22 protein-coding genes are annotated in these 24,340 nt (G+C 72.6%); 10 read left to right on the top strand and 12 right to left on the bottom strand.

What is annotated here, in order from left to right:
- Nucleotides 1–38: 38 nt before the first annotated feature.
- The 5 genes from KBX37_RS13635 to KBX37_RS13615 form a co-directional block, all read right to left on the bottom strand.
- Nucleotides 39–2,588 carry an ABC transporter permease gene (locus tag KBX37_RS13635; RefSeq protein ID WP_210776263.1) on the bottom strand — a complete coding sequence of 850 codons (2,550 nt, stop codon included), beginning with the start codon at nt 2,586–2,588 and terminating at the stop codon, nt 39–41.
- Nucleotides 2,588–3,355, bottom strand: coding sequence for an ABC transporter ATP-binding protein (locus KBX37_RS13630; protein ID WP_210776262.1), 768 nt, complete (start codon nt 3,353–3,355; stop codon nt 2,588–2,590). Before KBX37_RS13630 ends, KBX37_RS13635 begins: the two co-directional genes overlap by 1 nt.
- A gap of 346 nt (nt 3,356–3,701) precedes the next feature.
- Nucleotides 3,702–4,388 (bottom strand): response regulator transcription factor, encoded by a 687-nt coding sequence (locus KBX37_RS13625; protein WP_210776261.1) that lies wholly within the window; start codon nt 4,386–4,388, stop codon nt 3,702–3,704.
- Between the two features lie 118 nt (nt 4,389–4,506).
- Nucleotides 4,507–5,697 (bottom strand): sensor histidine kinase, encoded by a 1,191-nt coding sequence (locus KBX37_RS13620; protein ID WP_210776260.1) that lies wholly within the window; start codon nt 5,695–5,697, stop codon nt 4,507–4,509.
- Nucleotides 5,698–5,919: 222 nt separating this feature from the next.
- Entirely contained in the window at nt 5,920–6,834 is a 915-nt protein-coding gene (locus KBX37_RS13615; RefSeq protein WP_210776259.1) for a PD-(D/E)XK nuclease family protein, read from the bottom strand.
- Between the two features lie 81 nt (nt 6,835–6,915).
- Here KBX37_RS13615 and KBX37_RS13610 point away from each other — a divergent pair, with 81 nt between their 5' ends.
- The 3 genes from KBX37_RS13610 to KBX37_RS13600 all read left to right on the top strand — a co-directional run bounded on the left by KBX37_RS13610 (nt 6,916) and on the right by KBX37_RS13600 (nt 9,743).
- Entirely contained in the window at nt 6,916–8,070 is a 1,155-nt protein-coding gene (locus KBX37_RS13610; RefSeq protein WP_210776258.1) for a site-2 protease family protein, read from the top strand.
- Nucleotides 8,071–8,108: 38 nt separating this feature from the next.
- Nucleotides 8,109–9,089: a tRNA (adenine-N1)-methyltransferase gene (locus KBX37_RS13605; RefSeq protein ID WP_210776275.1), complete on the top strand. Its 981-nt coding sequence runs from the start codon at nt 8,109–8,111 to the stop codon at nt 9,087–9,089.
- Between the two features lie 81 nt (nt 9,090–9,170).
- Nucleotides 9,171–9,743: a hypothetical protein gene (locus KBX37_RS13600; RefSeq protein WP_210776257.1), complete on the top strand. Its 573-nt coding sequence runs from the start codon at nt 9,171–9,173 to the stop codon at nt 9,741–9,743.
- Nucleotides 9,744–9,821: 78 nt separating this feature from the next.
- Here KBX37_RS13600 and KBX37_RS13595 read toward each other — a convergent pair whose 3' ends face one another.
- Nucleotides 9,822–10,118, bottom strand: coding sequence for a ferredoxin (locus tag KBX37_RS13595; protein ID WP_154937337.1), 297 nt, complete (start codon nt 10,116–10,118; stop codon nt 9,822–9,824).
- 177 nt (nt 10,119–10,295) lie between these two features.
- Here KBX37_RS13595 and arc point away from each other — a divergent pair, with 177 nt between their 5' ends.
- The 7 genes from arc to prcA all read left to right on the top strand — a co-directional run bounded on the left by arc (nt 10,296) and on the right by prcA (nt 18,556).
- The gene (arc, locus tag KBX37_RS13590) at nt 10,296–12,077 is read left to right on the top strand and encodes a proteasome ATPase (RefSeq protein ID WP_088962301.1); all 1,782 of its coding nucleotides are present in this window, start codon (nt 10,296–10,298) and stop codon (nt 12,075–12,077) included.
- A gap of 149 nt (nt 12,078–12,226) precedes the next feature.
- Nucleotides 12,227–14,296 (top strand): hypothetical protein, encoded by a 2,070-nt coding sequence (locus tag KBX37_RS13585; protein ID WP_210776256.1) that lies wholly within the window; start codon nt 12,227–12,229, stop codon nt 14,294–14,296.
- 58 nt (nt 14,297–14,354) lie between these two features.
- Nucleotides 14,355–15,872 (top strand): depupylase/deamidase Dop, encoded by a 1,518-nt coding sequence (dop, locus tag KBX37_RS13580; RefSeq protein ID WP_088962300.1) that lies wholly within the window; start codon nt 14,355–14,357, stop codon nt 15,870–15,872.
- 106 nt (nt 15,873–15,978) lie between these two features.
- Nucleotides 15,979–16,194: a ubiquitin-like protein Pup gene (locus tag KBX37_RS13575; protein WP_074477166.1), complete on the top strand. Its 216-nt coding sequence runs from the start codon at nt 15,979–15,981 to the stop codon at nt 16,192–16,194.
- 186 nt (nt 16,195–16,380) lie between these two features.
- Entirely contained in the window at nt 16,381–16,902 is a 522-nt protein-coding gene (locus KBX37_RS13570) for an endonuclease VII domain-containing protein (protein ID WP_307849060.1), read from the top strand.
- Nucleotides 16,821–17,660, top strand: coding sequence for a proteasome subunit beta (gene prcB / locus KBX37_RS13565; RefSeq protein WP_210776254.1), 840 nt, complete (start codon nt 16,821–16,823; stop codon nt 17,658–17,660). Before KBX37_RS13570 ends, prcB begins: the two co-directional genes overlap by 82 nt.
- A 62-nt stretch (nt 17,661–17,722) precedes the next feature.
- A complete protein-coding gene (gene prcA, locus KBX37_RS13560) occupies nt 17,723–18,556 on the top strand; it encodes a proteasome subunit alpha (RefSeq protein WP_210776253.1) in 834 nt (277 codons plus the stop codon).
- Nucleotides 18,557–19,006: 450 nt separating this feature from the next.
- Here prcA and KBX37_RS13555 read toward each other — a convergent pair whose 3' ends face one another.
- The 6 genes from KBX37_RS13555 to rfbB are packed head-to-tail and all read right to left on the bottom strand — an operon-like array spanning nt 19,007 to nt 24,301.
- On the bottom strand, nt 19,007–20,035 hold the full coding sequence (locus tag KBX37_RS13555; RefSeq protein WP_210776252.1) for a glycosyltransferase family 2 protein: 1,029 nt from the start codon (nt 20,033–20,035) through the stop codon (nt 19,007–19,009).
- On the bottom strand, nt 20,032–21,342 hold the full coding sequence (locus tag KBX37_RS13550) for a polysaccharide biosynthesis protein (protein WP_307849059.1): 1,311 nt from the start codon (nt 21,340–21,342) through the stop codon (nt 20,032–20,034). Before KBX37_RS13550 ends, KBX37_RS13555 begins: the two co-directional genes overlap by 4 nt.
- Entirely contained in the window at nt 21,339–22,040 is a 702-nt protein-coding gene (locus KBX37_RS13545; protein ID WP_088962295.1) for a glycosyltransferase family 2 protein, read from the bottom strand. Before KBX37_RS13545 ends, KBX37_RS13550 begins: the two co-directional genes overlap by 4 nt.
- Nucleotides 22,033–22,419, bottom strand: a complete 387-nt coding sequence (locus KBX37_RS13540; RefSeq protein ID WP_154937316.1) for a DUF2304 domain-containing protein — start codon at nt 22,417–22,419, stop codon at nt 22,033–22,035. Before KBX37_RS13540 ends, KBX37_RS13545 begins: the two co-directional genes overlap by 8 nt.
- Entirely contained in the window at nt 22,416–23,303 is an 888-nt protein-coding gene (gene rfbD, locus KBX37_RS13535) for a dTDP-4-dehydrorhamnose reductase (protein WP_210776251.1), read from the bottom strand. The genes KBX37_RS13540 and rfbD overlap by 4 nt, the downstream gene beginning before the upstream one ends.
- On the bottom strand, nt 23,300–24,301 hold the full coding sequence (gene rfbB / locus KBX37_RS13530) for a dTDP-glucose 4,6-dehydratase (RefSeq protein ID WP_210776250.1): 1,002 nt from the start codon (nt 24,299–24,301) through the stop codon (nt 23,300–23,302). Before rfbB ends, rfbD begins: the two co-directional genes overlap by 4 nt.
- Between the last annotated feature and the right edge of the window lie 39 nt (nt 24,302–24,340).

The raw sequence follows: 24,340 nt of genomic DNA, 5'->3' as shown, positions 1-24,340 counted from the left end.
CCGACCGGCGGGGCCCCCTTCGTCGTCCCTGTTGAGGATCAGTCGTGCGCGATGGCGCCCAGCACGTTGATCCGCGCGGCGCGCACCGCGGGCAGCACCGCGGCGACCACCCCGATGATCGCGGCCAGCCCGAGGAAGAGCCCCATCTGGCCCCAGGGCAGGACCAGGTCGGTGATGCCCTCGTCCTTGAGCGCCTCGACCACCGCCGCGCCGAGGCCGGTGCCGACCACCACGCCGAGCAGCGCGCCGAAGACCGAGATCACCACCGCCTCGACGGTGATCATCCGCATGGTCTGCGCCCGGCGCAGCCCGATCGCCCGCAGCAGGCCCAGCTCGCGGGTCCGCTCCAGCACCGACAGGGCCAGGGTGTTGATGATGCCCAGCACCGCGATCACGATGGCCAGCGCCAGCAGGATCTGGATCATCCGCAGCGGGGTGTCCAACTGGCTGGTCTGCTGCTCGATGAAGGCGGCCCGGTCGGCCACCGACACCTCGGGGCTGTCGGCGAGCAGCGTCTCGACCTGCGGCTGCACGTCGGCGACCCCGGTGCCGGGGGCGAGCTGCAGGAAGCCCTGGATCGGCTGCGGGATGGCGAAGTCCCGCGCCGCCTGCGGCGGCAGCACCACCGGGTTGGTCAGCTGCGAGCTCTCGTAGATGCCGCTGACCGTGTACGTGCGGGCCTCGCCCCGGGACAGCTGGACGCTGACCTTCGAGCCGACCGACACGTTGCGGGACTTCGCGGTGTCCGAGCTGAACAGCATCTGGTCCGGTGCCAGCCGGCTGATGTCACCGGCGGTGGCCTTCGCCCCGAAGATCCGCTCCAGCGCCGCGACGTTGCTCGACGCCGCCACCCAGGTGCGCTCGCCGTTGACCACGGCCATGTCGCCGTACTCGCCGTCGACCATCTGGACGCCCGGGAGGGCGGCGGCCTTCTCCAGCACCGCCGGGTCGAAGCTCGGCGGGCGGGGGCCGCCCTGCACCCCGGCGATCACCAGCTCGGCCTTGATCTGGTCCTCGGCCAGCGCGCTGATGCTGCCCTTGGCCGAGTCGAGGATCACCGTCACGCCGGTGACCAGCGCGATGCCGACCATCAGCGCCGCCGCGGTGATCGCGGTGCGGCGCGGGTTACGACCCGAGTTGAGCCGGCCCAGCTTGCCCGGCACCGACCAGGCGAACAGCGCCCCGAGCAGGGACACCACCGGCCGGCTGATCAGCGGCGTCAGCAGCGCCACCCCGATGAAGGCGAACAGCACGCCGCCGAGGATGGTGGCCAGGGTGTTGTCCCCGGCGTTGCCGCTGAGCCCCAGGAAGAGCAGCGTGCCCCCGATCCCGGTGACGATCGCGCCGGCCACCGTCACCTTGGTCAGCGGGCGGTCCGGGGTGGCCACGTCCTGCATCGCCGCGATCGGCGGGATCCGCGACGCCCGCAGCGCCGGCAGCAGCGCCGCCACCACGGTGATCACCAGACCCACCGAGAACGCGCCGATCACCGCGGCCGCCGGCACGCCGATGCCGGCCAGCGCCAGCCCGCCCGCCAGCTTGCCGAACAGGTACGCCAGCAGCGCGCCCACGCCGATGCCGGCGCCGAGGCCGAGCACGGAGGCGATCAGGCCCACCGCCACGGCCTCCAGCACCACCGAGCCGATGATCTGCCGGCCGCTGGCCCCGATGGCCCGCATCAGGGCCAGCTCCCGGGTGCGCTGCGCCACGATGATCGAGAAGGTGTTGAGGATGAGGAAGGTGCCGACCAGCAGCGCCACCGCGGCGAAGCCGAGCAGGATCTTGTTGAAGAAGGAGAGCCCCTCCTTCAGCCCCGCCGAGGCGTCGGCGGAGAGCTGCTCGCCGGTCTTGACCTCGTAGTCGCCGCCGACCGCGGCGGCGATGTCGTCGCGCAGCGCGGCCTCGCCGACCCCGTCGGCGGCCGTCACGCTGATGTTGGTGAACACGTCCGGCTCGCCGAGCATCAGCCGCTGCGCCACCGGGGTGGTGAAGGCGATCTCGTTGGCCCCGCCGAGGGAGTCCCGGTCACCGCTGTAACCGAAGACGCCCACCACGGTGAACTCCTTCTTCGGCTCCAGGGTCAGCACGCCGACCCGCTCGCCGACCTTCACCTTCGCGGCCTGCGCCAGCGCCCCGTTGATCACGATCTCGTCGTCGGCGCGCGGCGCGCGGCCCTCGCGCAGCTTGACCAGGTCGCTCTCGCCCACCCAGTTCTCGCCGAGCTGCGGCGGCCCGAACGAGGTGACCACCTTGCCGTTGCTGCCGATCAGGCGGGCGCCGTCGGCGGCGACGATCCCGGTGGCCTCGGCCACCCCGCCGACCGTGCGGACCTTCTCCAGCGTCGCGGCCGGCATCGCCGCGGGCACCTGCTCACCCTCGGTCTCGCTGAGGGCGATCTTCGGCTTGGCGGAGACGTTGACGTCGACACCCTCGTACGCGTCGGCGAAGACGGCGTCGAACGAGCGGCCGAGCGTGTCGGTCAGCACGAACGCGCCGGAGACGAACATGACGCCCAGCACCACGGCCAGGCCGGAGAGGATGAGGCGCACCTTGCGCGCCAGCAGGCTCTTCCAGGTTGCGCGGAACATCAGCGCGCCACCTCGGCCGGGGTGTCGAGCTTCTTCATGGTGTCCAGCACGGTGTCGGCGGTCGGCTCGATCAGCTCCGAGACGATCTGCCCGTCGGCCAGGAAGATCACCCGGTCCGAGTACGCGGCGGCGGTCGGGTCGTGGGTCACCATCACGATGGTCTGGCCGTGCTGGCGTACCGAGTTGCGCAGGAAGTTCAGCACCTCCGCGCCGGAGCGGGAGTCGAGGTTGCCGGTCGGCTCGTCGGCGAAGATCACCTCGGGTCGGGCGACCAGCGCCCGGGCGCACGCCACCCGCTGCTGCTGACCGCCGGAGAGCTGCGCCGGGCGGTGCCCCAGCCGGTCCCGCAGGCCGACCGCGTCGATCACCGTGTCGTACCAGGCCTGCTCGGGCTTGCGGCCGGCGATGGAGAGCGGCAGCAGGATGTTCTCCTGAGCGGTCAGCGTCGGCAGCAGGTTGAACTGCTGGAAGATGAACCCGACCTTGTCCCGCCGCAGCTTCGTCAGGCCGGCGTCGCCGAGCCCGGTCACCGTCGTGTCGCCGATGTGCACCGTGCCCTTGGTGACCGAGTCCAGCCCCGCCAGGCAGTGCATCAGCGTGGACTTGCCCGAACCGGACGGGCCCATGATCGCCGTGAACCGGCCGCGCTCGAACTCGGCGCTCACCCCCCGCAGCGCGGCGACCTGCGCCTCGCCGCTGCCGTACACCTTCCACACGTCGCTGGCCCTGGCCGCGGCCTGCGCCTGCCGGCCTACCGTCGCGGTCACGTCATCTACCTCTTCCGTCTGCTTGCGGTGTCCCCGCCGCCCCCGCTGGTCGGTGGGGCTGGTTCCATCCTCGGTGCCGCGTGCCCCGATTCCGTCCGACTCCCGGGGGAGCGGATGCGGATTTCGCACTGCGGGTCGGCCCCGACCCGGGATCAGGGTTGCCCCTGAGCCGACGACCGGTCGAGCGCGTTTCCGCCGGCCGGGACGGCGCCGGAACCGACGCTAGAACCTGACGCCACGTCATGGTCAACCGCGCCGCGCCGTCGTTCGTCACGGTAGGTGACGACGGCAACCGCGCCGTCGCCCCATCGGCGGCTCCTCGGGTACGCCCCGTGACGTAGCCGGCTCAGGCCTTCGGGCGCACCAGCCCCGACTCGTACGCCAGCACCACCGCCTGCACCCGGTCGCGCAGCCCCAGCTTGGTCAGCACATGCCCGACGTGGGTCTTGATGGTGGTCTCGCTGACCGACAGCGCCGCGGCGATCTCGGCGTTGGACAGCCCGCGGGCCACCTGCACCAGCACCTCCCGCTCGCGTTCGGTGAGCGACTTGAGCGCCTTCGGCGGGGCGGCCGCCGGGTCGGGCAGCACGTCGGCGAAGCGGTCCAGCAGCCGCTTGAGGATGCGTGGCGCGACCACCGCCTCCCCGGCGGCGACCGTGCGGATCGCGGTCACCAGGTCCTCCGCCGGTACGTCCTTGGCCAGGAAGCCGCTCGCCCCGGCGCGCAGCGCCCCCACCACGTACTCGTCCAGGTCGAACGTGGTGAGGATGAGCACCCGCACCGGCAGCCGGGCGTCGACGATGGCCCGGGTGGCCGCCACCCCGTCCATCCGGGGCATCCGGATGTCCATCAGCACCACGTCCGGCAGCAGCCGCCGGGACAGCTCCACCGCCTCCTGGCCGTCGCCGGCCTCGGCCACGATGTCCAGGTCCTCCTCGGTGCCCAGCACCATCCGGAAGCCGGTACGCAGCAGCGGCTGGTCGTCGGCGAGCAGGATCCGCACCGGCCGTGCCGCTGCCGTACCGTCGCTCATGAGCTCTCCCTGTCCTGCTGGTGGTGCGGTCGGTCGTCCGTGCGGTGGTGGCCCGGTCGCCCGCACCGGCGCCGGGCCGGCGTGGCCCGGCCGGCGCTGCCCGCCCGGCGCTCCCGGGTCACGCCGCGGCCCCGACCGACTCCACCGGAATCCGCGCCGACACCCGGAATCCGCCGCCCGGCCGGGGACCGGTCCGCAGGGTCCCACCGTAGAGGCCGACCCGCTCCCGCATGCCGACCAGGCCGTGCCCGATCCGGTCGGGTCCCGGTCCCGGCCCGCGCCCGGTGTCGGTGACCTCCACCGTCAGGCAGCCGTCGGCGACGGTGATCCGCACCTGCGCGGTGGCCTCCCCGGCGTGCTTGAGCGCGTTGGTCAACGCCTCCTGCACGATCCGGTAGACGGTCAGTGACACGCCCTCCTCCACCGGCCCTGGGCTGCCCTCGACGTGCAGGGTCACCGGCAGGCCCGCCTCCCGTACCTGCTCGACCAGCGCCTCGATCCCCGCCAGGCCGGGCTGTGGGGTCAGGTCCGCCGCCGGCTCCGCGTCGGTGCGCAGCACGTCCAGCAGGCGGCGCATCTCCCGCAGGGTGACCCGGCTGGTGTCCTCGATGGTGGCGATGGCCTCGTCGGCGGCGTCCGGGTCGCGGCGCAGCACCCGTCGGGCCCCGGTGGCCAGCACCCCCATCACGCTCACGTGGTGGGCGACCACGTCGTGCAGCTCCCGGGCGATCCGGCGCCGCTCGTCGGCGACCGCCTGCTGGGCCAGCGAACGCTGGTTCTCCTCGGCCACCCGGGCCCGCTCCCGCAGCGCCCGCACCGACGTGCGCCGCGCCTGCACCGCCCGCCCCACCGCGTACGACAGCAGGGCGATGAGCAGGTTGTTGAGCAGCAGGTAGCCGGGGCTCACCGCCAGCACCCCCTCCGGCGGGGCGACCAGGTTGGCCACCCCCACCGGCACCCAGAGCAGCACCGCGGCCAGCGCCGCCTGCCGCGCCGGCCGGCGCGCGGCCATCGTGTACGTCAGGACCATGAACGCCAGGCCCTGCGTGCCGGGCGCGAGCCTGAGCAGCACCGGCAGCATCAGGGTGGCCACGGCCAGACCCACCGCCGTCCACGGGGCGACCCTGCGCAGCGCCACCGGGGCGGCCGCGAGCAGGCTCCACGCCAGCGCGCCCGGCATCCGCCCGGGCCAGAACTCCGGCGGGGTGAGCAGCAGGAAGGCGACCTCCAGCAGCACCAGGGCGGCGGCGAAGAGCGCGTCACCGGCGAGCGGTCGGCGCTGCCACCATCGCGCGGGTCCGTCGGTCATACCGCGACGCTAACCGCCGCCCGGCGCGACAGGTCGTCGCCGACGGTGAACCCGCCGTCCTCCTCAGGGAGGAGAGGGCCTCCGCCCGGTCGTGGTGCGGAGCTGGGCGGCGGCCGGTCACTGCCTGTGTCGGGGCCGGCCGAACGGGGTACCGAGCCGCCGGTCACTGCTCGGCGCCGGCGGGCGGTCGGGCCGGGTGTCGGGCGGCGCAGGGAAGGAAGGTCACTCGTCGGCGCCGGGGGCGGCCGGGCCGGAGCGGGCGTCGCGCAGCGGGTCGGTGGCCGCCGACCGGTCCGGGAACGGCGGCGGGGTGCCCCCGAAGGTCGGGCAGTGCGCCTGGTGGCTGCACCAGTCGCAGAGCCGGCTCGGCCGGGGCCGGAAATCCTGCCGCTCGGTCGCCTGCTCGATGGCCTGCCAGAGCGCCACCACCGTGCGCTCGAAGCGCAGCAGCTCCTCGGCGTCGGGGGAGTAGTCGCAGACCTCCGCGTCCTTGAGGTAGAGCAGGCGAAGCACCCGCGGCACCACCCCCCGGGTGCGCCACAGCACCAGCGCGTAGAACTTCAGCTGGAACAGCGCGCGGGCCTCGAACGCCTCCCGGGGCGCGCCGCCGGTCTTGTAGTCGACCACCCGCAGCGCGCCGTCCGGCGCGACGTCGAGGCGGTCCAGGTAGCCCCGGATGAGCAGCTGCTCGTCGACCACCGCCGAGATCAGGCTCTCCCGCTCGGCCGGCTCCAGCCGGCGCGGGTCCTCCACCGCGAAGTAGCCCTCCAGCAGCCCCGCCGCCGAGCGCAGGAACTCGGCGGTGCCCGCCTCGTCGCCCGGGTCGAACAGGCCGGCCAGCTCGGGCTGCTCGGTGACCAGCCGGTCCCACTGCGGGGCCACCAGACCACCGGCGGCTTCCGGGGTGCGCCCGCCGGCCGGCAGGTCGAACAGCCGCTCCAGCACCGCGTGCACCAGGGTGCCCCGGGCCTGCTCCACCGTCGGGCGCTCGGGCAGCCGGTCGATGCTGCGGAACCGGTAGAGCAGCGGGCAGGTCTTGAAATCCGCCGCCCGCGACGGCGACAACGACGCCCGGATGGTGGCCGGCAGCGTCGCCGCCGGAGTGGCCTGCTCGTCGATCACCGGTTCCGCCGTCATGCCCCGAAGGTTAGGGCACCGGTGTGACAGGGCCGTGATCGGCGCACCGGAGCATGATCCGCACGGCGTAGCATCGGGGCGGTGAAACCCCGCAGCCGAGCGCCACGCCGGTCCGGCCGACGCACCGGCCTGACCGTGGGCCGGGTCTTCGGGGTGCCGCTGCACGTCAACGTGTCGATGCTGCTGCTGACCCTGCTGATCACCGTGACGTACGCCGAGTTCGCCCGCGACCGGCTCGACCTCGGCCCGCTGGGCGGTTACCTGATCGGCCTCGGCTTCGTCGTCTCGCTGCTCGGCTCGGTGCTGCTGCACGAGCTCGGCCACGCGCTGACCGCCCGCCGGTACGGCATCGGTGTGCGCGGGATCACCCTGGAACTGCTCGGCGGGTACACCGAGATGGAGTCCGACGCCCCCACCCCCCGGGTCGACCTGCTGGTCTCCCTGGCTGGGCCGGCGGTCTCCGCCGTGCTCGGCGCGATCGCCGTGGGCGTCACCATGGCCCTGCCCCCGCACACCCTGGCCCACCAGCTCGCCCTGCAGGTGGCGCTGAGCAACGTGATCGTCGCGCTGTTCAACATCCTGCCCGGGCTGCCGCTGGACGGCGGCCGGGCGCTGCGCGCCGCCGTCTGGGCGCTCACCCGGGACCGGCACCGGGCCACCGAGATCGCCGGCTGGGTGGGGCGCGCCGTCGCGGTCGGCACGGCGGTGCTGGTGGTGCTGCTGACCGTCCAGCGGCTGCTGGTGCCGCTGGCGCTGCCGCTGATGCTGCTGGTCGCCGTCACCCTCTGGCGCGGCGCCGGCCAGTCGATCCGGTACGCCCGGATCAGCCGCCGGGTCCCGCTGATCGACCTGGCCCGGCTGGCCCGGCCGGTCTTCGCCGTGCCCACCGGCACCCCGCCGGACGAGGCGCAGCGCCGGCACGCCGCGCAGGCGCCGGCCGGGGCGGCGGTCACCGTGGTCGACGGCGCCGGCCGGCCGGTCGCCCTGGTGGACCCGGCCGCGGCGGACGCCGTACCCCCGGAACGCCGGCCCTGGGTGGCGGTGGACGCGGTGGCCCGGCCGCTGGACCGGCTGCCCGCGCTGCCGGCCGGGGTGGCCGGCGACCGGGTGATGGAGACGGTGCAGCGCCACCCGGCCGCACAGTACGTGGTGACGGCAGGCGAAGATGTGGTCGGCGTTCTGCACATCGGGGATCTCGCCCAGGTCCTCGAACCCACACGGAAGATGAACAGGTGACCGCAGCACATCCCCCCGCCCTCCCGGCCGAGAACGGCATACCGGCGCCCGTCGCCGTCGGAGACCTGCCCCCGGTGCACCGGGGGCCGTTCCGCCCCGGCGACCGGGTGCAGCTGACCGACCCGAAGGGGCGGATGCACACGGTCGTCCTGGAGCCCGGCAAGGCGTTCCACACCCACCGCGGCATCCTGGAGCACGACGCGCTGATCGGGCAGCCCGACGGCAGCGTGGTGACCACCTCCGGCGGGGGCACCGCGTTCCTCGCGCTGCGCCCGCTGCTGTCGGACTACGTGCTGTCGATGCCGCGCGGCGCGCAGGTGATCTACCCGAAGGACTCGGCGCAGATCGTCGCGATGGGCGACATCTTCCCCGGCGCGAAGGTGCTGGAGGCGGGCGCCGGCTCCGGGGCGCTGACCTGTTCGCTGCTGCGCGCCGTCGGCACCGGCGGCGAGCTGCACTCGTACGAGCTGCGCGACGACTTCGCCCAGATCGCCCGGCGCAACGTCGAGTCCTTCTTCGGCGCCCCGCACCCGGCGTGGAAGCTGCACGTCGGCGACGTCGCCGACTGCCCGGAGACCGGTTTCGACCGGATCATCCTGGACATGCTCACCCCGTGGGAGACCCTCGACATGGTCGAGCGCGCGCTGCTGCCCGGCGGCGTTTTCATCGGCTACGTCGCCACCACCCCGCAGCTGTCCGAGCTGGTGGAGGCGCTGCGCGAGCGCGGCGGCTGGACCGAGCCGCGGGCCTGGGAGTCGCTGGTGCGCGACTGGCACGCCGAGGGGCTGGCCGTCCGCCCGGACCACCGGATGATCGCGCACACCGCGTTTTTGGTCTCCGCGCGTAAGCTCGCCCCGGGCGTCACCGCCCCGCCGCGGCGTCGCAAGCCCAGCAAGGGCGCCGAGGCGTACGCCGAGCGCAAGCAGGCGCTGCGTGAGGCGGCGGCGGCCCGGCAGGCGGCGGCCGCCCAGGCCGCCGGGGTGGAACCCGCCGCGACGGGCGAGGCGGACGCGTCGTGACGGGGGAGCGGGGCGGCTGGGAGTGAGCGGGCGGATTCCGCCGGCCGGTGCGGGTCGGCGGCGCGACCTGGGGGAGATGGCATGAGTCGGCCGGGCTTCGGCGGTGGGGATCTGCCGGCGGTGTTCCCGGACTGGTCGCCCTACCAGGACCTCGAATCGGCGGCGCGGGCCTACCTCCGTGACCCGGACATCGCCCTGGAGGCGCTCGGTGGGGTGCTGCGCGGGGCGTCCGTGCTCGGCTTCACCCTGGAACGCTTCGTCAACGAGGTCAACGGGGTGTGGCAGGAGGTCGTCGTCTGCGACGGCAGCCGCCTGGTGCTCTGGCACGGCGAGGACGTGCCGCCGGGGGAGGGGCCGCCCGGGTCGATGACCTCGTCGCTGCGGGTGGTGCCGGTCTCCACCGTCACCGAGGTCGGCTGCCGGCGGCGGCTGACCCGGGCCGACAGCGGCGAGGTCCGGGTCGACAGCATCGACGTCTACCTGCTGCTGACCTCGCTGGACGAGGCGCCGCCCGGCGACGAGATCGCCGGCGCGCCCCGGCACGACGCGCTGCGCTTCGGCAAGACCCTCGACGACGGCGGCGCCGGCCAGATCGCCCGGCTGGAGGAGTTCGCCCGGCTGGTCGCCTCGGTGGTGGGCCGCCCGGTGCTCTGAGGGCCCGATCGACGCACGCGGGGCCGCGGCCGGCGTGGTCTGCGGCGCCCCCGCAACGCCTGTGCCCGCTCGGGCGGGTCAGTCCTCCTCGGCCTCCGGGCCGGCCACCTCGACGCCGTCGCTGCCGCGCACGACGTGGATGCAGTCGCCCGGGCACTCCTTCGCCGAGTCGATCACCTCCAGGCGCAGGTGCTCCGGCACGTCGACCCGGCTGCCGGGGGCCAGTCGCAGCTCGCCGTCGGGGCCCTTGACGTACGCCAGGCCGTCGACGTCGAACTCGAAGACCTCCGGCGCGTACTGCACGCAGAGCCCGTCGCCCGTGCAGAGATCCTGGTCCACCCAGACCTGAAGCTGGTCCGTCACGACCTCCGCCACGATGCACCCCCCATGTTCTCCCGTCCCACGCCCCGACGGTACCCGAACGCCCGTACCCGCCCCGGAGGCGACCCTTGGCGATCAAGGTTCGGTGACGAGGGTGTTGCCTAGGACCGAATCGCGCTCATAGCGGCTAGTGTTAGGGCAGAACGTTCAAGCCCCCCGGGGAGGTGGGACGTGGCACGCAGCGACGACGCGGACTCGCGCGCCGCACGGTGGGAAAAGGAAGCCCACGATCTCTCCACGCAGGTCGCGTTCCTGCAAGAGGAACTCGCTCTGGTGCGGCGCAAGTTGACCGAAAGCCCCCGACACGTCCGGCAGCTCGAAGAGCGGCTGGCGGCCACCCAGGCACAGTTGGCGCGGCTGACCGAGAACAACGACCGGCTCGTGAGCACCCTCAAGGAGGCTCGCGCGCAGATCGTGACGCTCAAGGAGGAGATCGACCGGCTGGCGCAGCCACCGAGTGGCTACGGCGTCTTCCTTGCGCGGCACGACGACGGCACGGTGGACATCTTCACCGGCGGACGCAAGCTCCGGGTCGCCGTCTCGCCCTCGCTGGACGCCGCCGAGCTGCGGCGTGGCCAGGAGGTCCTGCTCAACGACGCGCTCAACATCGTCGACGCCTTCGGCTACGAGCGGGTCGGCGAGGTGGTGATGCTCAAGGAGATCCTCGCGGGTCCCGACGGCAGCACCGGCGACCGCGCGCTGGTGGTCTCGCACTCCGACGAGGAGCGCATCGTGCACCTCGCGGAGACCCTGATCGGCTCGCCGATCCGGGCCGGCGACTCGCTCATGATCGAACCCCGCTCGGCGTACGCGTACGAGCGGATCCCGAAGAGCGAGGTCGAGGAGCTCGTCCTGGAGGAGGTGCCCGACGTCGACTACGGCGACATCGGTGGCCTCCAGTCGCAGATCGAGCAGATCCGCGACGCGGTGGAGCTGCCCTTCCTGCACGCCGAGCTGTTCCGCGAGCACCAGCTGCGGCCGCCAAAGGGCATCCTGCTCTACGGGCCGCCCGGCTGCGGCAAGACGCTGATCGCCAAGGCGGTGGCCAACTCGCTGGCCAAGAAGATCGCCGAGCGCCGGGGTGAGGAGAAGCACACCAGCTTCTTCCTCAACATCAAGGGCCCCGAGCTGCTCAACAAGTACGTCGGCGAGACCGAGCGGCACATCCGGCTGATCTTCCAGCGGGCCCGGGAGAAGGCCGGCGAGGGCACCCCCGTCATCGTCTTCTTCGACGAGATGGACTCCGTCTTCCGCACCCGTGGCTCCGGCGTCTCCTCCGACGTCGAGAACACCATCGTCCCGCAGCTGCTCAGCGAGATCGACGGTGTGGAGGGGCTGGAGAACGTCATCGTGATCGGCGCCTCCAACCGGGAGGACATGATCGACCCGGCCATCCTGCGCCCCGGCCGGCTCGACGTGAAGATCAAGATCGAGCGTCCGGACGCCGAGGCGGCCAAGGACATCTTCTCCAAGTACATCCTCTCCGGGCTGCCCCTGCACCCGGACGACCTCGCCGAGCACGGCGGTGACCCGCAGGCCACCGTGGCAGCGATGATCGACGCGGTCGTGCTCCGGATGTACTCCGAGACCGAGGAGAACCGCTTCCTCGAGGTGACCTACGCCAACGGCGACAAGGAAGTCCTCTACTTCAAGGACTTCAACTCCGGCGCCATGATCCAGAACATCGTCGACCGCGGCAAGAAGATGGCGATCAAGGAGTTCCTCACCTCCGGACGCAAGGGTCTGCGCCTGCAGCACCTGCTCGACGCCTGCGTCGACGAGTTCCGCGAGAACGAGGACCTGCCCAACACCACCAACCCGGACGACTGGGCCCGGATCTCCGGCAAGAAGGGCGAGCGGATCGTCTACATCCGCACGCTCGTCTCCGGCGGCAAGGGCGCCGAGGCCGGCCGGTCCATCGAGACCGCCAGCAACACCGGCCAGTACCTCTGACCGGACGACGACGAAGCCCCGCGGCGCCCGCGCCGCGGGGCTTCCTCGCATGTCACGACACGTTCACCTGGGCGATGCGTCCCCAGGGAGTGGAATGCCGGACTCGTCGGTAGACTTCGCACACCGCCGCCGACCGTCCGAGGAGCTTCGTGTCGTCCGAGGTCACCGTCGTCGACCCGCCCACCACGGCGGTCGGGGACGCGCACCCGCCCGCCCCGACCCGGCGCCCCTGGCGACGGGTCCCGGTCGTGCTCGCGGCGCTCGTGGCGGCCTGGGCCGTACCCGCCGCCACGCACGCCCTGCACGGCGGCTGGCTGCTGCCGCCGCTCGTACTGCTCGCCACCGCCAGCGTGCTGCGCGGCGGCCGTACCCTGCTCGACCGGCTGGTGCTCGCGCTCGCCCTACTGCTCGGCGCGGCCACCGCCGGCGGACTGCTCTTCGCCGTCTGGCCCTGGGGCATGCGGCCGGTGCCGCTGACCGGCCTCGCCCTCACCGTGGTCGTCCTCGCCGCCGCCGCGCTGCGCCGCCGCCCCCGCCTGCCGCGCCCCGGCTCGGTCGACCTGTTCCCCGTCGCCGGCACCGCCGCGATGCTCACGTACCTCGCCGCGCCCTGGCAGCGCGCCACCGACCTCGCCGACCAGCTGACCATCCTCGCCCGCGGCGAGGACAACTGGCGGCACCTGGCCCTCTTCGACGTCGTCGGCCGCCTCGGCGGCTACGCCTTCGTCGACCCCGCCGCCGCCAAGGACCAGATCCTCTCCCAACTGCTCTACTACCCCCAGGGCTGGCACCTGGTCACCGCCCTGCTCGACGGCTTCCTCGCCCCCGTCGGCGCCGCGCCCCGCGGCCCCGCCGCCGTCGACCACTACGCCGGCTGGCTCATGGCCAGCTTCGGGCTCCTCGTGCTGGTGCTGCTCTGGGCCGCGCACCGCATCGCCGGACCCGTCCACCCGCTGCACCGCATCGTGCTCACCGTCGTCGTCGGCGCCCTGATCCTCGGCACCCAACTGCCCCGCCTGATCGTCTCCGGCTACCCGACCGAGATCCTCGGGCTCGCCCTCACCGTGCTGCTCGCCGCGCTGGTCGGCCGGCCGCTCGCCAACACCCGCGAACAGGTCGTCCTGCTCGCCGCGTTGCTCGTGGCCATCGGCTTCACCTACTACCTGTTCCTCCCGCCCGCCGCCGTGCTGGTGCTCTGCTGGGTGCTCGGCCACCGCCGGGAGGCGCTGCGCCGCTGGCCCACCGTGCTCGCCGTCGGCCTCCTCACCGCCCCCATCGCCCTGGTCGCCCCGCTGCTCGGCGTGCTCCGTGCCAAGCAGACCGAGGCGCTGGCCGTCAACGGCGGCATCGAGGCCCGCACCGAAGCCTGGCGCGCCCTCATCTGGCTCGGCGGCATCGTCGGGGTGGCCCTGCTCGTCCAGGTCCGCCGCGCCGATCCCACCTGGCGGCGCTGGCTGCTCGTCGCCGCCATCGGCGTCGCCCTGCCGCTGGGCATCGCCCAGTACAACACCACCTCCGGCGTCGAGCCCGGCTACTACTTCATCAAATCCACCCACCTGGCCACCGCGCTGCTCGTCGTCGGCGCCGCCGCCGTGGTCCGGCTGCTGCCCGTACCCCGGCCCGGCCGGTCCCGGCGCGGCGTCGCGACCACCGTCGCCGGCGTCCTCACCGGCGTGGTCGTCATGGCCGTCGCCGTGACGCTCTGCGGCGTCACCGGCTGGCACCCCAGCCTGCTCGTCGCCAACGAGCGGACCTGGACGCAACGGTGGGTGCACCAGGATCTGCACCTGCCGTCCAAAGAGGCCTGGGTCTGCGCCGCCGCCGTGCATCGGTACCCCGACCTGCCCGACACCACCACCATCGTCCTCGACCGCGGCCCCTACCGGGGCTACGTCGAGACCCTCTGCGTCGACGCCCTGCACGGCACCACCGCGCGCACCGAACCCGGCGTATACAACCTGGACTTCCTCGAACCCGAACGCACCGACCAGATCGTCCGGCGGGTCTCCGGGCCGATCCGCTTCGTCACCGCCGACCCCCGCGCCGAACGCCGGGTCCAGCGGCTGATCAGGAAGGACCGGTCGCTGCGCCACCGGATCAGCTTCGTCCCCCTCACCGTTCCCGACTGCGACGTGCTCCCCTCCGAGCCGCCCCCCGTGCCCGGCGCCCCGCCCGCGACACCCGAGCCGCCTGTGCCGGCGTGCCCCCCTGCGCCCTGAGGCGGACTACGCTCGACGTGACGGGGGACCGGGTCGGGCGAGCGAAGCGGGTAGGTCGATGAGCGTAAGACGGATCATGGGCACCGAGGTCGAGTACGGGATCTCCGTGCCCGGCCAGGCCGGAGCCAACCCGATGGTCACCTCCTCCCAGGTGGTCAACGCCTACGGAGCGCGCCCCGAACTCAACCGTGGCGGCCGGGCGCGGTGGGACTACGAGGAGGAGTCGCCACTGCGCGACGCCCGCGGCTTCACCTACTCCGGAGCCGCGTACGACCCCGCCGAGGCGCTCGCCGACGAGGACCTCGGCCTGGCCAACGTGATACTCACCAACGGCGCGCGGCTCTACGTCGACCACGCCCACCCCGAGTACTCCACCCCGGAGGTGACCAACCCGCTGGACCTGGTGCGCTGGGACAAGGCGGGGGAGCGGGTGATGGCCGAGGCCGCCCGCCGCGCCGCCACCATCCCGGGCACCCACCCGATCCACCTCTACAAGAACAACACCGACAACAAGGGCGCCAGCTACGGCGCGCACGAGAACTACCTCATGCGCCGGCAGACCCCGTTCGCCGACATCGTGGCGTACCTGACGCCGTTCTTCGTCACCCGGCAGATCGTCTGCGGCGCCGGCCGGGTCGGCATCGGCCAGGACGGCGGCCAGAGCGGTTTCCAGATCTCCCAGCGGGCCGACTTCTTCGAGGTCGAGGTCGGCTTGGAGACCACCCTGAAGCGGCCCATCATCAACACCCGGGACGAGCCGCACGCCGACGCCGACAAGTACCGGCGGCTGCACGTCATCATCGGCGACGCCAACCTCTCGGAGATCTCCACCTACCTCAAGCTCGGCACCACCGCGCTGATCCTCACCATGATCGAGGAGAAGGCGCTCGGCGCCGACCTGGGCATCGCCGACCCGGTCAGCGAACTGCGCGCGGTCAGCCACGACCCGTCGCTGAAGCACCTGATGCGGATGCGCGACGGCCGCCGGCTGACCGCCCTCGACGTCCAGTGGGCGTACCTGGAGCGGGTCCGGTCCTTTGTCGACGACCGGTACGGCGACGACGTCGACGAGCAGACCACGGACGTGCTGGACCGGTGGGAGAGCGTGCTGGACCGGCTCGGCCGCGACGCGTTCCTCTGCGCCGACGAGCTGGACTGGGTGGCCAAGCTGCGGCTGCTGGAAGGCTACCGGGAGCGGGAGAAGCTCGGCTGGGGCTCGCACAAGCTCCAACTGGTCGACCTGCAGTACTCCGACGTACGCCCGGAGAAGGGCCTCTACCACCGGCTGGTGTCCCGCGGGTCGATGAAGACGCTGCTCGACGACGAGCAGACCCGCACCGCGATGGTCCAGCCGCCGGAGGACACCCGCGCCTACTTCCGGGGCCGCTGCCTGGCCCAGTACGCCTCCGAGGTGGTGGCTGCCAGCTGGGACTCGGTGATCTTCGACGTCGGCCGGGAATCGCTGGTCCGGGTACCGATGATGGAGCCGGAACGGGGCACCCGCGCACACGTCGGCGCGCTGTTCGACCGGTGCGCGAGCGCCAAGGACCTGCTGGAGACGCTCACCGGCGGCTGACCGGCCGCCGACGTACGCCCGTCGGGTGCCGCGAGCCGGCGCGCGGCGGGCTTTTCGTCGCTCAGGCGAGGTAAGTTCATCGCAGACGATCGTGGAGGAGGCAGCCATGGCCACTCGTGACAGCGGCGGGCAGTCGCAGTCGGGCAAGGCCCGTCAGGGCGAGGAGATCGAGGACGTCACCACGGAGGCGAACCCGGAGGTTGCCGAGCGGCACGCCGAGATCACCGAGGACGTCGACGATCTGCTCGACGAGATCGACTCCGTCCTCGAGGAGAACGCAGAGGAATTTGTCCGCGGATACGTGCAAAAGGGCGGTCAGTAGACATATAGGGTTAAATCGGACATGCCGGCTCCTTTGGATGATAGGGACGGTCGACGCCGGTGCCGCGACTGTGGGGAATGGAAGCTGCTCGACGAGTTCTGTTCGAGCAGTAAGCGTCCCAGTGGTCGCGGCAGCTACTGCAAGCCGTGCTTTAACGAGCGGTCGAAGGCCAGCTACGCCAAGCGGGTGAGGGACGAGCGCGGCCGGGAGGTGAAGGCTGCGCGGGAAGTCCGGGAAGGGCACCGCTTCTGCGCCGACTGTGGAACCGTCAAGCCCGTGGCCGACTTCCCCCGTAACCGCTCCGACAGCACCGGCTACGCCACCTACTGCAAGCCGTGTCACAACGCCCGCACACGGGAGACCAAGCTGCGTCTCTACGGTGGGAATCGCGAGTACCACCTGCGCCGCCGCTACGGCGTGGGGCAGAAGGAGTTCGATGAGCTCCTGGCCGAACAGGGCGGTGTCTGCGCGATCTGCGGCGGCGAAGATCCGCAACACCTGGACCACGATCATCGCACCGGATGGGTGCGCGGGATACTCTGCTTCAACTGCAACGGTGGTCTTGGCCAGTTCCGTGACAGTCCCACGAGGCTGGCCAGGGCGATCACGTACCTGAGAGGAACCACGTGGCAGCGGGCTTTGATCCATCCGGGCGTCTACCAGATGTGTTCACCAACGCGGGGACGTCCTCCTTCACCTCGTTCCTGAGCAGGGTGGCCCCCGAGATGCTGCCCGGCCGACGGCCGCTGCCGCCGGGCATGGCCGCCGACCTGGCGCCGCACGCGACGACCATCGTGGCCATCTCGGGCGCCGGTGGCGTGGTGATGGCCGGCGACCGGCGGGCCACCATGGGCAACCTGATCGCCCAGCGCGACATCGAGAAGGTGCACCCGGCCGACGCGTACTCGCTGGTCGGCATCGCGGGCACGGCCGGCATCGGCATCGAGCTGATGCGACTGTTCCAGGTGGAGCTGGAGCACTACGAGAAGATCGAGGGCGCGATGCTCTCGCTCGACGGCAAGGCCAACCGGCTCGCCTCGATGATCCGCGGCAACCTGGGCGCGGCCATGCAGGGGCTCGCGGTCGTGCCGCTCTTCGCCGGCTTCGACCTGGCCGCGAAGGACCCGGCGACGGCCGGTCGGATCTTCAGCTTCGACGTCACCGGCGGCCCCTACGCGGAGACCGGCTACGACGCCATCGGCTCGGGCTCGCTCTTCGCCAAGTCCGCCCTGAAGAAGCGCTTCCGCGCCGGGATCTCCATCGACGACGCGGTCCGGCTCGCCGTCGAGGCGCTCTACGACGCCGCGGACGACGACACCGCCACCGGCGGCCCGGACCTGACCCGGCGGATCTACCCGGTGGTGATGACGGCGACGGCCGATGGCACCCACCGGCTCACCGACGCCGAGACGGCGGCGATCGCTGAGGCGGTCGTGGCCGCGCGGATGGAGAACCCGGGCGGCTGAGGCCCAGCTCCCACCTCACAGTCACCAGTCGTCAGCACAGCGCCCGAAGGAGAACCGCCGCCGTGGCCATGCAGTTCTACGCCTCGCCCGAGCAGATCATGCGCGACCGCTCCGAGCTGGCCCGTAAGGGCGTCGCCCGGGGTCGCAGCGCGGTGGTCCTGAGCTATGCGGGTGGGGTGCTCTTCGTCGCGGAGAACCTCTCCAGCGCCCTGCACAAGGTCAGCGAGATCTACGACCGGATCGGCTTCGCCGCGGTCGGCCGTTACAACGAGTTCGAGAACCTGCGCCGGGCCGGCGTGCGGATGGCCGACCTGAACGGCCTGAGCTACGACCGGCGCGACGTCACCGGCCGGGCGCTGGCGAACGCCTTCGCGCAGACGCTGGGCTCGATCTTCACCGAGCAGTCCAAGCCGTTCGAGGTGGAGATCTGCGTCGCGCAGGTGGGTGCCACCGCCGAGGACGACGAGCTGTACCGGATCACCTACGACGGTTCCGTCAATGACGAGCCGGGCCGGATGGCCATGGGCGGTCAGGCCGAGGCGATCACCGGGGTGTTGAAGGCGCAGCACCGGCCGGAGATGACGTTGAGCGAGGCGGTGCGGGCGGCCGTGCAGGCGTTGAGCAGCGTCGGCGGTGAGGGTGGGGCGGCCCGGACGATCGCCGCCAACCAGCTGGAGGTGGCGGTCCTGGACCGGCTCCGGGTGGGGCGTACCTTCCGGCGGGTCACCGGAGCGGCGCTGACCGCGCTGCTCGACGGGGACGCGGCGGGTGACGCCGCGCCGGCCGGCGGCCGGGCGAAGACGCCGACGGTGCCGACGGAGGAGGCGCACAAGCCCACCACCTCGGCCGCCTCGGCGGACCTGGAGGGCCAGCCGGAGGAGACGCCGGAGGCGTAGCGGTACCTGCGTCGTCGGGGCCGGGGATCTCCCCGGCCCCGCGGCATGTCCGGGTCCGCGCGAACCCCCCGGGCCGCGCCCACCGCGCCGCCCGCGCGATCACCCCGCCCCTACGCCCACGTCCGGCCCCGCGCCTACGTCCGCCCAAACTCCAAGCACTTTCACGGAAAGAGTGGCTATTCCGCGCGGAATAGCCACTCTTTCCGTGAAAGTGCCCTGCCGACGAGCCGCTGACCGCTGGCGAGACCGGGAAGCGGCTGGGCGTGTGGCGCCACGGAGACGCGTGACCCGGCCGGGGAAGGCGCCATCGCCCCGACGGTTGAGTGGGTTGTCGCTGTCGGGTTCGTCGAGCCGGCGGAGCGGGGACGTGCCTCGGGGCGGGTGTTCGAGGGCGCGCACACGTGAACGGCCGCCCGGCGGCTGCCGGACGGCCGTTCACCTTTGAAACGGTCAGCGCTTGCGCAGCAGCGGCTTGGCCAGGGCCCAGTAGCCGGCGGCAATGGCGTTGAAGACGCCCATGCCGGGAGGCGAGTCGACGTTCGACGGGGCGACCCGGGCGGTCATCAGCTCGGCGATGACCCCGTCGGGCACGATCCGCTCGTCCTGGAGCTGCCGGCGGCGCGACTTCAGCCAGGCCCGGTTGGTCCAGAGCCAGCCCCAGCCGCGGAACTTCTGCTTGACCCAGCCGCCGGCGAGCGCGGCGGCGAGCATGGCCACCTCGGTGAGCAGCAGGACCGGGGCGAGCACCACCAGCGTCCGGGTCTCGTACGCGGTGAGCAGCGTGACCAGCCGGTTGCGCTCGACCAGGTAGAGCTTGAGGGCGTTGCGGGAGAACTCGTAGTGGTGCCGGACGACGGCGTCCGGGACGTACTCCAGCCGGAGCCCGCGCTGCCAGAGGCGCAGGCTGAGCTCGGTGTCCTCGTGGTAGGCGAGGTACTCGGCGGCGAAGCCGTCCAGCTCCCGCCAGAGCGCCCGGTTGATGACGAAGCAGCAGCCGCTGAGCGACGGCACGGTGGTGCGGACGGCGTGGGCGCTGGCCGGCTCACCGTTGCCGCCGGCCCAGGACAGCCCGGTGAAGTGCAGCGGGTTGCCGGAGGTGTTGATCAGCTCCGGGTTGTCGGCGAGGCGGATGGAGGCCATGGCGGCGCCCACGCCCGGCTCGCCGGCCACGGCGACGACCTTGGCCAGGGCGTCGGGGGCGACGATGGCGTCGCTGTTGACGAAGGCCAGCCATTCGCCGGTGGCCTCGGCGGCGCCGACCCGGCAGCCGCCGGAGTAGCCGGTGTTCTCCTCGGGGCGGATCACCCGGACGCCGGGGAAGCCCTTGACGACGTCGATGCCGTCGCCGGTGCAGCCGTTGTCGACCACGATCAGGTCGATGTCGACGTCGGTGCTGTCCAGCACGGCCCGGGCGGCGTCGACCAGGTACGGCTCGGCGCCGTAGGCGAGCATCACCGCGGTCACCTGCGGGCGGGTCATCGGATGCCTCCGGATACTCCGGTCGCCAGGGCGTCGTCGAGGGACCGGGTCGGGGTGGGGGTGGGGCGGGACTGGCGGCGCAGCAGCAGCGCCATGGCGGCGGCCACCACGACCGAGCCGACCGTGTAGGCCAGCTCGACGCGGAGCGCCACCGACGCCGGGGTGAGCGTGACGGCGACCAGGGCGGCCACGCCGACGGTCCAGGCGAGGGCCTGGGCGCGGTGCCGGTCGAGGGCGAGCAGCGCCTGGCCGAGGACCATCGCCCACAGGTAGGCCAGGGTGGCCACGGCCAGCCAGGCGAAGTCGCCGTGGCCGAGCACGTCCGCGGCGTCGAACAGGGTGCCCACCAGCCAGGGGCCGAGGGCGATCGCGCCGATCGCGCCGAGGACGCCGAGTGCCGTGACGATGCCGAGCGCCCGGCGCAGCAGGCTGTGGAAGCCGCGCAGGTCGCCGGTGGTGGCCGAGGTGGCCAGGCCGGGCAGCAGCGACGCCTGCAGGGAGGCGAAGACGAACAGCGGGATGCGTACCAGCACCAGCGCGGAGAGCAGCGCTCCGGCGGTGGCGACGTCCGACGGGTCGAGCAGCCGTACGTTGATCACGCCGACGTTCACCACGACCTGGGAGAGCAGGCTGGAGACGGTGAGCAGGCCGAGGCCGCGCAGCAGCGCGCCCCAGGCGACCGGTACGCCGCCGCCGGCGGCACGCAGCACCGGCGGCAGGGTGAGCAGTACGCCGGCCAGCGGGGCGATCACCAGCACCAGCCCGTACCACAGGGGTGAGGTGACGCCGGCGAGCCCTAGCACGGCGACCATGGCGATCCGCAGTCCGCCGTCGACGCCGAGTTGGGCGCCGTACCAGGGGAAGAGTTGCAGGCCGGAGAGGACACCGCGGGTGGTGTAGGCGACGGCCATGGCGACGAGCGCGCCGATCAGCACGGTGACCATGGCGGCGTCGCCGGCGAAGAGCCGGTCGGTGAGCGGCTCGTGCGCGGCGAGGATCACCACGACCATCAGGGCGAGCACCCCGGCGGCGAGGACGGCGCCCCGGGCCAGCACCGGACCGGGCGGCAGCCCTTGGCTGCGGCGGGCGGCGACGACCCGGGCGACCTCCTGCTCGACGGGCATGAACACGCCGATGCCGAGGGTGAAGACGATCGACCAGAGCACCGACAGGGAGGAGTAGTCGGCCTCGGTGAGGCTGTGCCCGGCCACCGCGAGGTGAACGTAGGAGGCCAGCCCGAGCAGGGCCAGCCCGGCACCCACTGCGAGGGTGCCGGGCGGGACGAGGTGGAGCAGCCGGCGGATCACCGGCGGATGAGCGCCAGCGTGAGTACCGCGAACGCGCGACCGAGGTAGATCATCGCCTTGGCGGGCGAGTGGCTGGGCGTGCCCGCCATCCGCTTGCGCATAGCCACCGGCACCTGCCGGATCTTGTAGCCGCGGCGGGCGGTGTGCACCAGCGTCTCGACGGTGTCGCCGAGGTACTCGGCCGGGTACCAGCCGGCGAACATCTCGATCACCCGCCGGTTGGCGGCGCGGAAGCCGGACGTGGTGTCGGTGAGCTTGGTCTTGGCGACCTTGGAGAGCACGGCGGAGAGCATGACCATGGCCCAGCGGCGGGGGCCGCGGACGGTGTAGTCGCCCTCGCCGGCGAACCGGGCGCCGATCACCAGGTCGGTGTCGTCGAGCAGGTCGACGAGCTTCGGCACGTAGCGCGGGTCGTGCTGGCCGTCGGCGTCGATCTGGATGGCGACGTCGTAGTCGTTGTCCCGGGCGTACCGGTAGCCGAGCCGCATGGCCCCGCCGACGCCGAGGTTGTACGGCAGCTTGGCGACCCGCGCGCCGGCGGCGGCGGCCACCGCGGCGGTGCGGTCGGTGGAGCCGTCGTCGACCACCAGCACGTCGACGCCGGGCAGTTCGCCGCGGACCTCGCCGACGACGTCGGCGATCGAGCCGGACTCGTTGAGCGCGGGGATGATGATCAGAACGCGCTTGCCGTTAACCATCGTGGGACACCAGTTCGTCTCGGGCTGATTCGGTGCGGGCCGCGCGGTCGGCGTCGACCTGGGCGCGGAGCAGGGCGAAGTCTTCGGCCAGGGTGCGGGTCTCCTCCTCCAGGGCGCTGACCTCCCAGCTGAGGTGCACGCACACCAGCAGCAGGAAGACGATGCCGAGGAAGAGCACGAGGCTGACGCCGGAGACCACCCCGAAGAAGCCGGCCACGTTGTCGAGCAGGCGGGGGAACAGCGACAGCGGAATGACGATCAGGAGTACGGCCAGCCAGAGCATGCCGTACTTCTCGCGGAGCTGCCGGCGACGCAGCAGCTCGACGATGGTGACCAGCAGGAGCAGGCCGGTCAGACCGGTGACCAGGGTGAGCTTCATGCGACCTTCCACGGGGCGGGTGGAGTGGGGGAGTCGAAGGCGTCGGACAGCGTGTCACGCCAGTCCGGCAGCGGCGGAAGACCTGCGGCCGCCCAGCGGTCGTGCCCTAGCACACTGTACGCCGGTCGGGCGGCCGGACGCGGAAACCGGTCGCTGGTGGTGGGTCTCACCCGCTCCGGGTCGAGCCCGGCCAGGGTGAAGGTGGCGCGGGCCAGGCCGCACCAGGTGGTCCGGCCGGAGCAGGTGCCGTGGTAGACCCCGGCCGGGGCGCGGCCGGCCAGCGCCGCGTCGGCCAGCGCCACCAGCTGGGTGGCCAGCGCGTACGACCAGGTGGGCTGGCCCTGCTGGTCGTCGACCACGTCGAGCTGCTCACGCTGCTCGGCGAGGCGGAGCATGGTGGCCACGAAGTTCGGCCCGTGCGCGCCGTAGAGCCACGCGGTACGGACGACGTAGCCGGTTTCCGGGAGGAATCGGGCCACGGCCCGCTCCCCGGCCAGCTTGCTACGGCCGTACGCGTTGACCGGGTCGGTGGGCGCGTCCTCGGCGTACGGCTGCTCGGCGTCGCCGGGGAAGACGTAGTCGGTGGAGACGTGCAGCAGCCGTGCGCCGGTGGCGGCGCAGGCCCGCGCGAGGTGCGCGACCGCGTCGCCGTTGACCGCGGTGGCGGCCGCCTCGTCCCGCTCCGCGCCGTCGACGTCGGTCCACGCGGCGGTGTTGAACACCACGTCGTGGCCGGCGACGGCGGCGTGGACGGCCTCGGCGTCGGTGATGTCCAGCTCGGTGCGGGTGGCGGCGGTCACCTTCAGGTCCGGCCGGGTCGCGAGCACGGCCAGCAGGTCCCGGCCGAGCATCCCGCCCGCGCCGGTGACGAGCACTCGGCTCATGCGCCCTTGGTCGCCTTCAGCGGCTCCCACCAGGCCCGGTTGTCCCGGTACCACTGCACCGTCTCGGCCAGGCCGCGGTCCAGGTCGATGCTCGGGGCGTACCCCAGCTCGGCGCTGATCTTGCTGATGTCCAGCGAGTAGCGGCGGTCGTGGCCCTTGCGGTCGGCGACCGGGACCACCCGGTCCCAGTCGGCGCCGCACGCCTCGAGCAGCCGGCCGGTCAGCTCCTTGTTGCTCAGCTCGGTGCCGCCGCCGATGTTGTAGACCTCGCCGGCGCGGCCCTTCTGCTGCACCAGGGCGATGCCCCGGCAGTGGTCGTGCACGTGCAGCCAGTCGCGGACGTTGCCGCCGTCGCCGTAGAGCGGGACGGTGCCGCCGTCGAGCAGGTTGGTCACGAACAGCGGGATGACCTTCTCCGGGAACTGGTACGGCCCGTAGTTGTTGGAGCAGCGGGTGACCACCACGTCCATGCCGTGGGTCCGGTGGTAGGCCAGCGCCAGCAGGTCCGAGCCGGCCTTGGAGGCCGAGTACGGGGAGTTCGGGGCCAACGGCCAGGTCTCCGTCCAGGAGCCCTCGTCGATCGAGCCGTACACCTCGTCGGTGGAGACGTGCACGAAGCGGCCGGTGCCGTGCCGCAGCGCGGCGTCCAGCAGCGTCTGGGTGCCCAGCACGTTGGTGGTGACGAACGGCGCGGCGCCGGCGATCGAGCGGTCGACGTGCGATTCGGCGGCGAAGTGCACGATCACGTCGTGATCGGCGACGACCTGGTCGACCAGGACCGGGTCGCAGATGTCGCCCTGCACGAAGCGCAGCCGGGCGTCCTCGCGCACCGGGGCGAGGTTGTTCAGGTTGCCCGAGTAGGTCAACTTGTCCAGCACGGTCACCGCGGCGGGCTCCACGGCGGGCACCCCGGCAGCGTCGCCGCCGGGCACACCCAGCAGCATCCGTACGTACTCCGACCCGATGAATCCGGCTCCGCCGGTGACGAGAATCCTCACGGGTCCGGAAGTGTACGCGAATCCTCGCGGACCCCGGGG

It is taken from the genome of Micromonospora sp. U56, assembly GCF_018070095.1.
Classification (GTDB): Bacteria; Actinomycetota; Actinomycetes; order Mycobacteriales; family Micromonosporaceae; genus Micromonospora; species Micromonospora purpureochromogenes.
This window is presented reverse-complemented; position numbering and strand designations above follow the sequence as displayed.

Excerpts from the sequence above, each read along its gene's own strand:
- KBX37_RS13600 (WP_210776257.1), top strand. The coding sequence starts at position 9,171 with ATGAGTCGGCCGGGCTTCGGCGGTGGGGATCTGCCGGCGGTGTTCCCG.
- dop (WP_088962300.1), top strand. The coding sequence starts at position 14,355 with ATGAGCGTAAGACGGATCATGGGCACCGAGGTCGAGTACGGGATCTCC.
- KBX37_RS13540 (WP_154937316.1), bottom strand. The coding sequence starts at position 22,419 with ATGAAGCTCACCCTGGTCACCGGTCTGACCGGCCTGCTCCTGCTGGTC.
- rfbD (WP_210776251.1), bottom strand. The coding sequence starts at position 23,303 with ATGAGCCGAGTGCTCGTCACCGGCGCGGGCGGGATGCTCGGCCGGGAC.
- KBX37_RS13625 (WP_210776261.1), bottom strand. The coding sequence starts at position 4,388 with ATGAGCGACGGTACGGCAGCGGCACGGCCGGTGCGGATCCTGCTCGCC.
- KBX37_RS13555 (WP_210776252.1), bottom strand. The coding sequence starts at position 20,035 with ATGACCCGCCCGCAGGTGACCGCGGTGATGCTCGCCTACGGCGCCGAG.
- KBX37_RS13575 (WP_074477166.1), top strand. The coding sequence starts at position 15,979 with ATGGCCACTCGTGACAGCGGCGGGCAGTCGCAGTCGGGCAAGGCCCGT.
- KBX37_RS13545 (WP_088962295.1), bottom strand. The coding sequence starts at position 22,040 with ATGGTTAACGGCAAGCGCGTTCTGATCATCATCCCCGCGCTCAACGAG.
- KBX37_RS13635 (WP_210776263.1), bottom strand. The coding sequence starts at position 2,588 with ATGTTCCGCGCAACCTGGAAGAGCCTGCTGGCGCGCAAGGTGCGCCTC.
- KBX37_RS13620 (WP_210776260.1), bottom strand. The coding sequence starts at position 5,697 with ATGACCGACGGACCCGCGCGATGGTGGCAGCGCCGACCGCTCGCCGGT.
- KBX37_RS13615 (WP_210776259.1), bottom strand. The coding sequence starts at position 6,834 with ATGACGGCGGAACCGGTGATCGACGAGCAGGCCACTCCGGCGGCGACG.